A 13,528-nucleotide genomic window follows, 5' to 3' on the forward strand; every position below is an offset into this window, starting at 1 on the left:
GTACGGTTGTGAGCGTGGTGACAATGCGGTCGAGACGCGTCGACTACACGGAGTCCACCCGGCAGGCGCTGGTCGACTCGGCGCTGGATCTGTTCACGAAACGGGGTTATGCGGCCACTTCGCTCGATGCGATCGTGAAGCGGGCCCGGGTCACAAAAGGTGCGCTGTACCACCATTTCAGCGGCAAACAGGCGCTTTTCGAGGCCGCTTTCGACGCCATTGAGACGGCTGCCATCGCACGGCTCGCGGTCGCGATGGAGGGCGACGGCTCCGCGTGGGATCGGGCCATGGCCGGCATCAACGCCTACGTCAGCGTCTGCCTCGACCCGTCCTACCAGCGGATCGTCATCCACGAGGCGCCCGTCGTGATGGGGTGGGAGCGCTGGCGGGAGGCCGAGGAGCACTTCAGCTACGGCCTGGTGCGCGGGACCGTCGAGTCGCTGGTCGAGGCTGGTGAGATCGAACCGCTGCCGGTCGAGGTCACGGCACGGATCCTGTTCGGCGCGCTGTCCGCCGGCGCCGAGACCATTGCCAGCTCCGCCGAGCCGAAGAAGACCGCCGCCGACGTGACGAAGACCATCACCACGGTCATGACGGGCATGCGCCGTTCGACAATGCCGGCGTGATCGATCTTCACTGGCCTACCGAAGCACCCGACGACCTGCGCGAAGCCGTACACCGCGTCCTGCATGACGTGGTCGCGGACGGCGGCGCGGTTGGCTACGTGGCCCCGCCGTCCCGCGCCGAGGTGGACGGGTGGCTGGACGACGTGCTCACCGACGTCCGGGCCGGCGACGGCGCGCTCGTGCTCGCCAGGGTGGACGGCGTGGTCCAGGCGATGGGCACCTGGCTGCGCGAGAAACCGCCGGTGTTCCGGCACTCCGCCACGATCGGCAAGGTGATGGCGCACCCGTCCGCCCGCGGCCTCGGGCTGGGCCGCCGGGTGGTCGCCGCGCTGGTCGAGCACGCGCGGCGGACCGATCTCGAACTGCTGACGCTGGGCGTGCGGGGCAACAACCACGGCACGATCCAGCTGTACGAGGAACTGGGCTTCCGCGAGTGGGGCCGGCTGCCGAACCGCATCGTGGTTGGCGACGACCGCTTCGACGACGTGCAGATGATGCTGCGCCTCGGCCACCCGGCCCACGTCCGGCTCCGTGGCGCCGAGCCCGGCGGCCCAGGCTCGACGCCACCCCGCCGCTACCGGGTCGCGCCCCAGTAGATCGCCGCCGCCACCTGGGCGAACAGGCCCTTCGGGTGGGCACGGAACATCGGCTCGGTGCCGAACATCAGCACCCTGGCGCCCTTCGCCGACGTGCCGGACACCACGGCTGCCTGGCCCGCGGCCGAGGTCGGCCCACCCGAGCCGTCACCGACCGGCAGCCAGTGCCCGGCGACCAGCGGATTCCCGCCGCTGAACCGCTGCTCGACCCGTACTCCCGCGCCGAGGTTCACGAACCACTGCGGCGAGAACACGAACGAGGTCGGGGTCGACCCGGCCAGCACGTCGGCGCCCGCGTTGTCGACCGTGACGACCCCGTTGGCGTCGCCCCGCCCGGGCACCGCGGTCGCCGGCAGCAAGCCGGCGTCGGCGTTGAACCGGGACCCGGTCGCTCCGCGAGTCACCACCCCGCCCCGCGCGAACAACGCGTCGACCTGGGCCTTCGCGGCCGGCCGCAGCTGGTCGTACCGCAGCCCGGACGACACCACGAGCACGTCGACGCCTGACAGGTCGTAGCCGGCGTTGAGCGTCGCGGTCGACACCGGGCGGACGTCGAAGCCCATGCTCCGCAAGGAGAACAGCTCGTCGGCGGCCACCGCGGCCGCCACCGTGACCCGGTCGAGCGGACTTCCCGACGGACCCGCCGACGCCTGGGTGAACCGAACGCCGTACCGGTTCGCGACCTCCCTCGCGGCCTGTCGAGCGGCTGCCGGCACGACGATCGTGCCGTCCGCCCGCCGCCGCAGCTCGAGGCCACGGCCGAGCAGATCGTTGACCGCGCTCGCGTCCTTGCCGTCGATCACCCGGATGGCCAGGTCACGGCCGGGTGCGGCGTCCACCCCACCGGTCGGCGCCGCGGCGACCACGTCCATGCTCGGCACCCGCAGCTGACCGCGCTGCACGATGTCGACCGAGGCGCCCCACAGCAGACGGTGGCTCCAGCCCGCGATGTCGTACATCTGCGGCGCGTCGGCGGACAGGTCCTTGCCGGCCTCCAGCATGGCGTTGGCGAGCCCACGCTTCGGCTGGTGCATGTCCACCACGTACGACCCCGCCGGGTAGGACTTGCCGCCCAGGGTGAAGGGCCGTGTGGCCTGCCGAACCCGCACGTCGTGGGTCACGAGCTGGTCCACCAGCCGCGCCGCGGCGGTCGCGGAGCGTTGCGCCGACCCGGCCGGGATGACGTACGCGCGCGGGAAGTTCGTGGTGAACCGGTCCTCCGGCCCGAAGCCGGGCACGAAGCCGTCCGGAATGAACCGCTGAGCCTCGCCCGCCGCACCCCGCCGGAAGATCTCGATCTGGTTGTCGACCAGCTCGACCCGGTGTGTGTCCACGTAGGACAACGTGGTCCTCATGGTGGCCTCGGACACGGCCGTGTTGATGGCCGACCGGCGCCGCAGCTCCTCGACCGGCAGCGCGTCGTATGCGCTGTTGTTGACCGCCAAGGGAATCTCGATGGTGTAGGACACGGCGCCGTGGTACATGGCGTACTGCGCGGTGAAGATCGGCGGCCAGCCGTCCCACTCGCCCGGCGGCAGGTCGCGGAACGGCACGATGACGTCCTGCGCCTCCGGGTAGCCAAGGGCCTTGACCGCCTGCTCCATCTCCAGGCCGTTGGCGTAGCCGTGCTTGATGTACAGGTCGAAGTCGTAGTTCTGGCCGTGCGGTGGCCCGGTCGGCTCGATCAGCGTGCCGTCGACGTAGCCGTGCTCGTCGAGCGACAGCACCGGCTGGGTGTCGATGATCATGTCGCGCATCGCCAGGTCCTCCGGCTGGGAGTTGGTGACGAAGTCGCGGTTGAGGTCGAAACCGTTGGCGTTCACCCGGGTGCCGGCGACGCGACCGTCCGGGTTCGCGGTGACGTTGAAGTACACGCGGCTGTGCCGGAGCAGCTTCTTCGCGGCCGGGTCGGACGTGGTGGCGAGGTATTCGATATGGCGGAGCGCCGCGTCGGTGCCCTCCCACTCGTTGCCGTGGATGTTGTTGTTGATCCAGACCGGTGCCTTGTAGTCACGCTCGAGCCGCCGGTCGCGAGCGGCCCTGGCCGGGTCGTTCTCGATCAGCTCGCGCCAGGCGTCCTGCTGGCGGGTCTCCCACGGCCTCTCCGGCGCGGTGAGCGTGACCAGGTACAGGTCGCGGCCGAGCCCGGACTCGCCGACGACCTCGACGGAGATCCGGTCGCTGCGCGACTGCAGGTCGTTGAGCTTCGGCGCGATCGCGTGGTAGGGCGTCAGGCCCAGCTTGATGGACTTGTCCGTCGGGTCCTCGGGGTACACCCGCAGATCGGTCTGGCGCGGGTAGCCCTGCCGGTCGCCGATCTTGTTCTCACCGACCGGCCCGGCGCGGCGGGCGGACAGGACGTCGGTGGCGGCGACCTCGTTGCGGTCCGGACCGTTGCCGAAGTCGCGCGAGCTGTCCGGCGCCGCGACGGCCGGCGTCGAGGTGATCGACGTCACGGCCAGCCCGGCGGCCGCGAGCGCGACCAGAATTCTTCGCTTGACGTGCACGAACTTCCTCCCAGTGTGTGCAGGGTCGGCCGTGTCTAACGGGCGGGATTCGGCCCGGTCAAGGGGCGTAACCTGAATGGCGTGACGATCGCTCCGGAGGGGCGAAAGCTGCTGCGTCTCGAGGTACGCAACAGCCAGACGCCGATCGAGAAGAAACCGTCGTGGATCAAGACCCGCGCGAAGATGGGACCCGAGTACACCGAGCTCAAGGGCCTGGTGCGACGCGAGGGCCTGCACACCGTGTGCGAGGAGGCCGGCTGTCCCAACATCTACGAGTGCTGGGAGGACCGCGAGGCCACGTTCCTGATCGGCGGCGAGCAGTGCACCCGACGGTGTGACTTCTGCCAGATCGACACGGGTCGTCCGGCCGAGCTGGACCGGTCGGAGCCGCGCAAGGTCGCCGAGTCGGTCCAGGCCATGGGCCTGCGCTACGCCACGGTCACCGGCGTGGCCCGCGACGACCTGCCGGACGGCGGTGCATGGCTGTACGCGGAGACCGTGCGGCAGATCCACGACATGAACCCCGGCACGGGTGTCGAGCTGCTGATCCCGGACTTCAACGCCGATCCCGACCAGCTGGCCGAGGTCTTCGGCGCCCGCCCCGAGGTGCTGGCGCACAACCTGGAGACCGTGCCGCGGATCTTCAAACGCATCCGCCCCGCCTTCCGGTACGAACGCTCGCTGGCGGTGATCACCCGCGCACGCGAGTTCGGCCTGGTCACGAAGTCGAACCTGATCCTGGGCATGGGCGAGACGCCGGAGGAGGTCACCGCCGCGCTGCGGGACCTGCACGAGGCGGGCTGCGACATCATCACGATCACCCAGTACCTGCGCCCGTCGCTGCGCCACCACCCGGTGGACCGGTGGGTGAAGCCGGAGGAGTTCCTGGCGCACAAGGAGACCGCGGAGCAGCTCGGTTTCGCCGGCGTCATGGCGGGCCCACTGGTCCGATCGTCCTACCGGGCCGGTCGCCTGTACGCGCAGGCCATGACCCATCGCGGCGAGGAACTACCAGCGGCGATGGCTCATCTGGCCACGGAAGGCCCGGCACACCAGGAGATCACCTCCGTCCTCAGTCGCACCCCCTGATTCAGACCTGAGTTTGACGCCAGGGGGAACCCCGATGTGTTTTCCTCGGTCGTAATGCCAAACTTGCCGCGGATTTCATCTGAGGGGAGCAGATCGTGGCGATCTTGACTGATGTGTTGGAGTGGTTGCAGGCCCTGCCGCAGCCTGCGCTGGTGGGGGCCACGGGGGCGCTGGTCTTCGCGGAGTGCACGATCGGCCTCGGCTTCATCGCGCCGGGCGAAGGCGGCCTGCTGATCGCCGCGACCACGGTCGACTCGGTCTCGCGCTTCCTGATCCTGTGGGCGGTGGTCACGGTGTGCGCCGGCCTTGGTGACTCCATCGGGTACGCGATAGGCCGCCGCTTCGGCCCGTCGCTACGCGAGACGAAGCTGATCCAGAAGTACGGCACGGAAGGCTGGGACAAGGCGACGGGCATCCTGCGCAAACGCGGGGCCTGGGCGGTGTTCTTCGCCAGGTTCCTGCCGGTGGTCCGCACCCTGACCCCGGCGGCGGCGGGCACGTCTGGCCTGCCGTACCGCAAGTTCCTGCCGGCGGTCGTCGCCGGCGCGGCCTGCTGGTCAGCCATGCACATCGCCATCGGCGCCGCACTTGGCGAGGCCGCGAAGCGCATCGAAGGCATGATCACCACTGGCGGCGGCATCCTGGTGGGCGTCCTGATTCTGGGTCTGGTCGTGACCGTCCTCGTGCGCAAGCGCCGCAAGAAGGCCAAGGCAAGGGCAGCCGCACACGTGGTCCCGGTGGAAAACATCCCCTCCGTGGTCAACCGCGACGACCCGGACGCGGAGCTGGAGCCGGCCAACTAACGGGATTGTGCTGCCAGGTGCTCGACCATCGCCTCGGCGGTGCGTTCGGCAACCGGGCACGGATCGATGTCGAGGAACGTGGTGTCGACGCTGACCGCCAGCTCGTCGGTCAGCCCGACCGTCAGCAGGCAGCCACCGGAGTCCCGCTCGTCCAGCGCACTCGCGAACACCGCCGGGTAACCGCCAATCGTGGTCTCCTCGAAGTAATCGTGCTGGACGGTGACCGTGCTCAGAATGGTGCCCTTGACCGTCCAGTCACATCCGTCGTCGGCGCCAAAGTTGTTTGTCTCACCCGGTCCCATGAGGCCGAGCTCGCTCAGCTGATCCGTCGCTAGCGCGTCGGACGGGTCGTCGAGAATCCCTTCCACGTCCAGGGGTTCCGCCACCCTCGGTGCGGCGTTCTGATGCTCGGTCGATGACGTCGTCGACGTGGTGACTCCTCCCAACCTGACGCCGGCACCACCGTCATTCCCGGAACAGCCCGCCAGCAGCATCATCGCCACCACGCCCAGCCAGATCACCGCGTTCCCCTTTCGTAGTCGACGCGCGGTAGTCAATCAGACACTATGCGTGCACGCCCGCTGTTCGCTCCAGCATCACCCGCTCGATATGTAGCTGTGCTATATGTAGAGAGTCTACTTATAGGAGGATTCTCGATGGGGACACGACAGGGAGTTCGACGCGCCCTCGCCGGCGTGCTCGTGGCCATGGCCGGGCTGATCACGTCCACGGCGGCTGTCGCCGCGACACCGGAGCCGGCGAGCGATCAAGCAGCCTTCGACCGGTTACGCGGCCAGCAGGAGGACGCGTGGCAACGCGGCGACGCAGCAGCGTGGGCCGCGACGTTCACGCGCGACGGGGACATGGTCACGTTCAACGGCGACCACCTGAGCGGCCGCCAGCACATCACCACGCGCATGCAGCACTACTTCGACACCTACCTGAGCGGCACCCGGCTGCTCATGCTGACCGAGCAGGTCCGGTACACCGAACCGGACACCGCCATCATCGTGCGCACCGGTTGCGTGCTGTGGAACCAGGAGACCACCTGCACCGACGAGGCGTTGTCGGTGAACACGAACGTGCTGATCAAACGGCACGGCCAGTGGGCGCAGACATCGTTCCAGAACACCAGGATCCGGCCGATCCCCTAACCTGGGAGCCGTGATCGAGGCGTACCTTGCCGAACTGGACGCCGCTCTGCGCGGGCCTCGGCGAGCCAAGACCGACCTGCTCGCCGAGGCCCGCGACCACCTAGTGGAGGCCACCGAGTCCTACGAGCACAGCGGCTTTTCCCGCCAGGAAGCCGAAACCGCCGCGACGAGGGATTTCGGCGCACTGGAAGACATCGTGCCCGGCTACCAGGCAGAGCTGGGCTGGACGCAGGGCCGCCGCACCGCGCTGATGGTCCTGTTCGTGTTCGCCGTGCAGCCGTTCATCTGGGGCATCGCCTACCCGCGGGTCGCCGTCACAACGATCGATTCCCCCGCCGACGAAGTGGTGGAGAACCTGGGCGGTCTCACGATTCTGCTCGCACTGCTCATGGTGCTCGCCTACCGGATCGGCATGCGACACCCGGCTGTGCGGCAACGGATCACCCGCATCACAGGCCTGGCCACGATCGTCGTATGCGTCCTGTTCATCGCATTCGGCGCGCTGTTGACGGCCCTGTCACCCGATGGCCTGGTTCTACTGTGGATGATCACGTTCATCCTGGCGCCGATGAGCTGGACCGCGCTGTCCGCCTGGCGCTGCCTCGCCACCGCCGTCAGGTAGCGGGCCCCAGCACCCCGTCGACAAGCGCGGCGAACGCGCGCCATTCGGTCCGCTCGTCGGCCAACATGCGTTTACCGGCAGCGGTGAGCTCGTAGGTACGCCGCTTCCGACCGCCGACCGTGCTCCAGTCACTGTGCAGATAACCAGCGCGCTCCAGACGGCGAAGCGCGGGGTAGAGCGTCCCGGTAGGCAGATCCAACGCACCACCGCTGCGCTGCTGCAGGGCCTCCATAACCGCATACCCGTGCAACGGCTCACCCTCAAGGACAGACAAGATCATCCCGTCAAGATGCCCACGCAACACGTCCGACTTCACGTAGCGAGTCTACATATGCAAGGTCAGCGCCGTGACAATTGACGACGCTCTCCGACCAGGGCATTGGGACCAACTGACCGGCGCAACCCTCGCCGTTCGAAGCCCTTCCACAGGTGTTCGCCGGGGCGAGAACCCCGGCTTTTAGGGAAATTCCCGAATAGCGGCGGTCCCAAATGCCTCGTCGCGACCGAATTCGAGACAGAATACACTCGAATGTCCTATAGCTGTCGTCCTCACGCGACCTATCCTGAAGCTAGCTGCCCAGGTGAGCCGCTCCACCTCGTATTGGCAGCGCAGGGGGAGGCGAGACAGATGCTCGACAGCTTCATCGCCTGGCTTGACTCCTACATCGCCCGCGAGCAACCGTCAGCCATTGTGCGGGCAACGATCGGCCTGATGACATTTGCCGGCTTGCTGGGGACAATATCGGGAGACCAAGCAATTCGCGTGGGGGCATTTGTCGTTGGCATCCTCTGCGCGGTGTCAACGATGTTGATCCTGCTCGCGGACCGGCGACGCCTGTCCCGCGAGAACGACTCGAACCGAGTCCTACTCTCCCGCTACTGCGACACGATCGCCGCCAACAGCGCCGAGCCGCTCGTCCGGGTCGAGAACTGGCGGCAGCGGGTGGATGTGGCGCTGAACGGCGACGTCACGGAGACGTTGACTCTCAGAGCGGTCGCACTCAGAGAGCAGGTGCCCTTTATCCGGCTGACGGCCGGGTGCAGATGGGACCAGCCAGACAGGTTTCGGAGGCGTGTCAAGGTCATCGCGAGAAGCGTGACGATCAACGGAGTGCCAGGCACGAGATGGCACGTCACGAGTTCGTGGAAGACCATTCAGAAGCTGACGTCCGTCCTGCACCTGCACGTGCCCATCAAGCGAGGCGAGGTGATCACGTTCGAGGTGACCAGAACGTGGCCGGCGAAATGTCGCCCTTTGATGCGCAACGATCAGGCGGAGGACTTCACCCTCCAAACCACTTCACTGCTCGAGATTCAGCACGTCGAGTACACCATTGTGCTACCGCTTGGCTGCGATGCCGTGTATGAGGAAATCGGTACCGAGGAGCCGGATGTTCAACTGACCACCGATACCGAAAGTGGCAGAATATTTACCTGGCGAGCAGACAAAATGCCCATTTTGACCGAGATCGGAATCAGGCTAGAGCTGAAGTAGCCGGCTCCCCCGCAACATACGGCTACGTGTCGCCGTCTTCTCCGCCACCGATCATGAGAACGCTCCTAAAATCATGCAACTGGATGGTGGCGCGCCACTACGCATTGCCGGATCACGTCAATGACAAACGCCAGAGCGACGGTAGCTGCTCCGGCCGATGTGGACGGTATCACGCGGAGCCTCACCCTTTGCAGGTGGTTCTGGCCTGCGCAGAAATTCTGGTGGGCGCGACAGGATTCGAACCTGCGACCGCTCGGGTGTAAGCCGAGTGCTCTTCCGCTGAGCTACACGCCCTTGGGCCGGCGCCGAGGCGCCGGACGAAAACTCACAGGCTGGAGATCGCCTTCTTCCATGCCTCCTGGTCGCGCGCCTCGCCGGGTTGGTTGACCTCGGCGAAGCGCACCACACCGTCCTTGTCGATGAGGAAGGTGCCCCGGTTCGCCATGCCGGCCTTCTCGTTGAAGACACCGTAGGCCTTGGCGACCTCACCATGCGGCCAGAAGTCGGACAGCAGCGGGAACTGGTATCCCTCCTGCTCTGCCCAGACCTTAAGGCTGAACGGGGTGTCCACGGACACGCCCAGGACCTGCACGCCCTCGAACGACGAGAGGTCGTCGCGGAGTTGGCACAGTTCGCCCGTGCATATCCCGCTGAACGCGAACGGGTAGAACACGAGCAGCACCGGTTTCGTGCCCAAAAGGGACGAAAGCGACACCTTCTCCTTGTTGTAGTCCTTGAGCGTGAACTCCGGCGCCTTCGACCCGACGTCGACCACCGAGCAGCCTCCTCCGACGGCAGACAACCACCCTGTCGGGTGACAGCCTAACGAAGGTCAGCGCTTGGTTTTCGCCGACTTGGGAGACACGAGTCTCGTCGCCGACCAGTCGTTGCCGACGCTGACGTTCGACGTCTGCGCCAACCCCGCCGTCGGGACCGCCTCGGCGATCTCACTCGGCTCCACGTGCCCGTCCCGACCAGTCTTCGGGGTCAGCACCCAGATGACGCCGTTGTCCGCGAGGGGGCCCATAGCGTCCATCAGGGCGTCCACCAGGTCACCGTCCTCCTCGCGCCACCACATCAGCACGACGTCGACGACCTCGTCGGCATCCTCGTCCAGCAGATCACTGCCGATCTGTTCCTCGATGGCGGCCCGGACGCCGTCGTCGACGTCCTCGTCCCAGCCGAGTTCCTGGACGACCATCCCCGGCTCGATCCCGAGCCTCTCGGCGACACCGGCCTTGCCGGCGTCTCCCGCGGCGACCACGGCTTTCACTCCTCCTCATCGCCATCGTGGCAACCACCACGAATCGGTATTGGGACAGCGAACACTGACCTTGCCCCGGCGCGCAACCACCCACGCCGGGTTTGCCCTGGACGGACCATCACAAACCGGGCTCGGAAGTGGACTGTCAACGGCGGAGCGTAACGGTCAACACAGCGCTACTCACCGGTAAGGATGACCTGAGCGCCGGATGAGACGACGATGGCAGAGTAAGCGTCATGAGCGCAGGCACTGGAGACCCCTTGGCTACGCAGAACAGCGAAAACAGCAAGAACCAACCCGAGCGGGTCCGGGTCATCCGCGACGGTCTCGCAGCACACCTGCCGGACATCGATCCGGACGAGACCGCGGAGTGGCTCGAGTCGTTCGACTCGATGCTCTCCGCCGGCGGCCAGCAGCGTGCGCGTTACCTGATGCTCCGGCTCCTCGAGCGGGCACGGGAGAAGCGGGTCGGCGTTCCGTCGCTGACCAGCACCGACTACGTGAACACCATCCCCACCGAGCTGGAGCCGTGGTTCCCCGGTGACGAGGAGGTGGAACGCCGCTACCGGGCATGGATCCGGTGGAACGCCGCGATGACCGTGCACCGCGCTCAGCGGCCCGGCGTCGGCGTCGGCGGTCACATCTCGACCTACGCGTCCTCGGCGACGCTCTACGAGGTCGGCTTCAACTGGTTCTTCCGCGGCAAGGACCACGCCGGCGGCGGTGACCAGGTCTTCTTCCAGGGCCACGCCTCCCCAGGCATGTACGCGCGCGCGTTCCTCGAGGGCCGCCTGTCCACCGACCAGCTCGACGGCTTCCGGCAGGAGTACTCGCACGGCGGCCCCGGCCAGGGCCTGCCGTCGTACCCGCACCCCCGGCTGATGCCGGACTTCTGGGAGTACCCGACGGTCTCCATGGGCATCGGCCCGATGAACGCGATCTACCAGGCGCGGTTCAACCGCTACCTGCACGCACGCGGCATCAAGGACACCTCTGACCAGCGAGTATGGGCGTTCCTCGGCGACGGCGAGATGGACGAGCCCGAGTCCCGCGGCCTGGTGCAGGTCGCCGCGAACGAGGGCCTCGACAACCTCACGTTCGTCGTCAACTGCAACCTGCAGCGCCTCGACGGTCCGGTCCGCGGCAACGGCAAGATCATCCAGGAGCTGGAGGCGTTCTTCCGCGGCGCGGGCTGGAACGTCATCAAGGTCATCTGGGGCCGCGAGTGGGACACGCTGCTGCACGCCGACCGCGACGGCGCGCTCGTCAACCTGATGAACACCACGCCCGACGGCGACTCCCAGACGTACAAGGCCAACGACGGCGCGTTCGTCCGTGAGCACTTCTTCGGCAGGGACCCCCGCACGAAGGACCTGGTCCAGCCGATGACGGACCAGGAGATCTGGAACCTCAAGCGCGGTGGCCACGACTACCGCAAGGTCTACGCCGCCTACCAGGCCGCCGTGGAGCACCACGGCCAGCCGACCGTGATCCTCGCCAAGACGATCAAGGGCTACAACCTGGGTCCGCACTTCGAGGGTCGCAACGCGACCCACCAGATGAAGAAGATGACCCTGGACGACCTCAAGCTGTTCCGGGACACGCTGCGCATCCCGCTGTCGGACGCGGAGCTGGAGAAGGACCCGTACCTGCCGCCGTACTTCCACCCGGGCCAGGACTCGCCGGAGATCCAGTACCTGCTGGAGCGGCGCCGCCAGCTGGGCGGGTTCGTGCCGGAGCGGCGCGCCAAGTCCAAGGCCCTGGTGCTGCCCGGCGACAAGGTCTACGACGTGATCCGGCGCGGGTCTGGCAAGCAGGAGGTCGCCACCACGATGGCGTTCGTCCGGCTCGTCCGCGACCTCGCCAAGGACCCGGAGATCGGGCCGCGGCTGGTGCCGATCATCCCGGACGAGGCCCGCACGTTCGGCATGGACTCGATGTTCCCGACGCAGAAGATCTACAACCCGCACGGGCAGCTGTACACGTCCGTGGACGCCTCGCTGATGCTGTCCTACAAGGAGAGCGAGCAGGGCCAGATCCTGCACGAGGGCATCAACGAGGCCGGGTCGACCGCGTCGTTCACCGCCGCGGGGACCTCGTACGCCACGCACGGCGAGCCGATGATCCCGATCTACATCTTCTACTCGATGTTCGGCTTCCAGCGCACCGGCGACAGTCTGTGGGCGGCGGCCGACCAGATGACGCGCGGGTTCGTGCTGGGCGCCACGGCCGGCCGGACCACGCTGACCGGTGAGGGCCTGCAGCACGCCGACGGGCACTCCCTGCTGCTGGCGGCGACGAACCCGGCGGTGATCGCGTACGACGCGGCGTGGTCGTTCGAGATCGCGCACATCGTGCGGGACGGCCTACGGCGGATGTACGGCGAGCACGCGGAGGACATCTACTACTACCTGACCGTCTACAACGAGCCGTACGTGCAGGCGCCGGAGCCGGAAGGGCTCGACGTCGAGGGGCTCCTGCGTGGCCTCTACCGGTACAAGCGCGCGGAGGAGGGCGACGGGCCACGGGCGAACGTCCTGGTGTCCGGCGTGGCGATGCCGTGGGCGCTGGCCGCGCAGCAGAAGCTCGACGACGAGTGGGGCGTGCTGGTCGACGTCTGGTCCGCCACGTCGTGGTCCGAGCTGCGTCGTGAGGCCGTCGAGATCGACCGGCACAACTTCCTGCACCCGGAGGCCGAGCCACGCAAGCCGTACGTGACCTCCGTGCTGGAGGACGCACCCGGCCCGGTCGTGGCCGTCTCGGACTGGATGCGTGCTGTGCCCGACCTAATCCGTCCGTGGGTCCCCGGCGAGATGCTCACCCTCGGCACCGACGGGTTCGGCTTCTCCGACACCCGCCCGGCGGCCCGGCGCCACTTCCTGGTGGACACGGAGTCGATCGTGGTGGGCGTCCTCGCCGCGCTGGCCAGGACCGGAGAGATCGACCAGTCGAAGGTCGTCGAGGCGGCCCGCCGCTACCGGATCGACGACATCAGCGCGGCCGGCCCGCAAACCTCCGACCCCGGCGTGGCCTGACTCTGGGTAGCGCCTCTGACGTGCGCTGATGAATCCCTGACACGATAGGGGTACAGCACTGGCACCCCCTCCCCGCACCCTCCATAGTGGAATTACCGGTGGGGACCGGGGAGAGCCCCCGCCCGGCTCGGTCGAGCTGGGCGGGGGCGTTCGGCGTCCTGGCGGCCGCCTTCCCTCTTGGCTCTCCCTCAGTGCTGGCCGGGGGGTCGAACCCCCCGAAACCCCCCACGTTCCGTTCTGTTCCTGACCTAGCGTGGTCGCCTTGCTTGCAACGCCCGCTTCGCGGGCGTGCAAACCTCGCGAGTCGCGCTTTCGGCCCCTGCGAGTTGCGTTTTCG

The 13,528-nt window shown here is 67.5% G+C and carries 13 protein-coding genes and 1 tRNA gene; 8 read left to right on the forward strand and 6 right to left on the reverse strand.

The features are described from left to right. Positions 1 to 23: 23 nt before the first annotated feature. Both VF106_RS26620 and VF106_RS26625 read left to right on the forward strand, forming a co-directional pair. The gene (locus VF106_RS26620) at positions 24 to 626 is read left to right on the forward strand and encodes a TetR/AcrR family transcriptional regulator (protein WP_330842580.1); all 603 of its coding nucleotides are present in this window, start codon (positions 24 to 26) and stop codon (positions 624 to 626) included. Beyond that, positions 623 to 1,222, forward strand: a complete 600-nt coding sequence (locus tag VF106_RS26625) for a GNAT family N-acetyltransferase (protein WP_330842581.1) — start codon at positions 623 to 625, stop codon at positions 1,220 to 1,222. The genes VF106_RS26620 and VF106_RS26625 overlap by 4 nt, the downstream gene beginning before the upstream one ends. Here VF106_RS26625 and VF106_RS26630 read toward each other — a convergent pair. Beyond that, complete coding sequence (locus VF106_RS26630; protein WP_330842582.1) at positions 1,201 to 3,729, reverse strand: M14 family zinc carboxypeptidase; 2,529 nt, start codon at positions 3,727 to 3,729, stop codon at positions 1,201 to 1,203. The two genes, VF106_RS26625 and VF106_RS26630, sit on opposite strands and share 22 nt — an antisense overlap. A gap of 81 nt (positions 3,730 to 3,810) precedes the next feature. Here VF106_RS26630 and lipA point away from each other — a divergent pair, with 81 nt between their 5' ends. Together lipA and VF106_RS26640 are read left to right on the forward strand one after the other, a co-directional pair. Beyond that, entirely contained in the window at positions 3,811 to 4,818 is a 1,008-nt protein-coding gene (lipA, locus tag VF106_RS26635; RefSeq protein WP_330842583.1) for a lipoyl synthase, read from the forward strand. 95 nt (positions 4,819 to 4,913) lie between these two features. Continuing rightward, entirely contained in the window at positions 4,914 to 5,621 is a 708-nt protein-coding gene (locus VF106_RS26640; protein ID WP_330842584.1) for a DedA family protein, read from the forward strand. Here VF106_RS26640 and VF106_RS26645 read toward each other — a convergent pair. Then, positions 5,618 to 6,178: a DUF3558 domain-containing protein gene (locus tag VF106_RS26645; protein WP_330842585.1), complete on the reverse strand. Its 561-nt coding sequence runs from the start codon at positions 6,176 to 6,178 to the stop codon at positions 5,618 to 5,620. The genes VF106_RS26640 and VF106_RS26645 overlap by 4 nt on opposite strands. A 99-nt stretch (positions 6,179 to 6,277) precedes the next feature. Here VF106_RS26645 and VF106_RS26650 point away from each other — a divergent pair, with 99 nt between their 5' ends. Together VF106_RS26650 and VF106_RS26655 are read left to right on the forward strand one after the other, a co-directional pair. Continuing rightward, positions 6,278 to 6,775, forward strand: a complete 498-nt coding sequence (locus VF106_RS26650; RefSeq protein ID WP_330842586.1) for an SgcJ/EcaC family oxidoreductase — start codon at positions 6,278 to 6,280, stop codon at positions 6,773 to 6,775. 10 nt (positions 6,776 to 6,785) lie between these two features. Continuing rightward, positions 6,786 to 7,397: a permease prefix domain 1-containing protein gene (locus VF106_RS26655; protein WP_330842587.1), complete on the forward strand. Its 612-nt coding sequence runs from the start codon at positions 6,786 to 6,788 to the stop codon at positions 7,395 to 7,397. Here the strand turns inward: VF106_RS26655 and VF106_RS26660 are convergent. Continuing rightward, positions 7,390 to 7,713: a PadR family transcriptional regulator gene (locus VF106_RS26660; protein WP_330842588.1), complete on the reverse strand. Its 324-nt coding sequence runs from the start codon at positions 7,711 to 7,713 to the stop codon at positions 7,390 to 7,392. The genes VF106_RS26655 and VF106_RS26660 overlap by 8 nt on opposite strands. Before the next feature lie 312 nt (positions 7,714 to 8,025). Here VF106_RS26660 and VF106_RS26665 point away from each other — a divergent pair, with 312 nt between their 5' ends. Next, positions 8,026 to 8,892 (forward strand): hypothetical protein, encoded by an 867-nt coding sequence (locus VF106_RS26665; protein WP_330842589.1) that lies wholly within the window; start codon positions 8,026 to 8,028, stop codon positions 8,890 to 8,892. A 219-nt stretch (positions 8,893 to 9,111) separates the two neighbouring features. On the opposite strand, the gene VF106_RS26670 is transcribed toward VF106_RS26665, so the two are convergent. The 3 genes from VF106_RS26670 to VF106_RS26680 all read right to left on the reverse strand — a co-directional run bounded on the left by VF106_RS26670 (position 9,112) and on the right by VF106_RS26680 (position 10,156). Further along, positions 9,112 to 9,186 (reverse strand) — tRNA-Val (locus VF106_RS26670). A gap of 31 nt (positions 9,187 to 9,217) precedes the next feature. After that, positions 9,218 to 9,667 (reverse strand): peroxiredoxin, encoded by a 450-nt coding sequence (locus tag VF106_RS26675; protein ID WP_330842590.1) that lies wholly within the window; start codon positions 9,665 to 9,667, stop codon positions 9,218 to 9,220. A 57-nt stretch (positions 9,668 to 9,724) separates the two neighbouring features. Then, on the reverse strand, positions 9,725 to 10,156 hold the full coding sequence (locus tag VF106_RS26680) for a DUF3052 domain-containing protein (RefSeq protein ID WP_330842650.1): 432 nt from the start codon (positions 10,154 to 10,156) through the stop codon (positions 9,725 to 9,727). Between the two features lie 236 nt (positions 10,157 to 10,392). Between VF106_RS26680 and aceE the strand changes: the two genes are divergently transcribed. Next, positions 10,393 to 13,191, forward strand: a complete 2,799-nt coding sequence (aceE, locus tag VF106_RS26685) for a pyruvate dehydrogenase (acetyl-transferring), homodimeric type (protein ID WP_330842591.1) — start codon at positions 10,393 to 10,395, stop codon at positions 13,189 to 13,191. Positions 13,192 to 13,528: the final 337 nt, after the last annotated feature.

Source organism: Actinophytocola sp. (assembly GCF_036378875.1).
Lineage (GTDB): Bacteria > Actinomycetota > Actinomycetes > Mycobacteriales > Pseudonocardiaceae > Actinophytocola.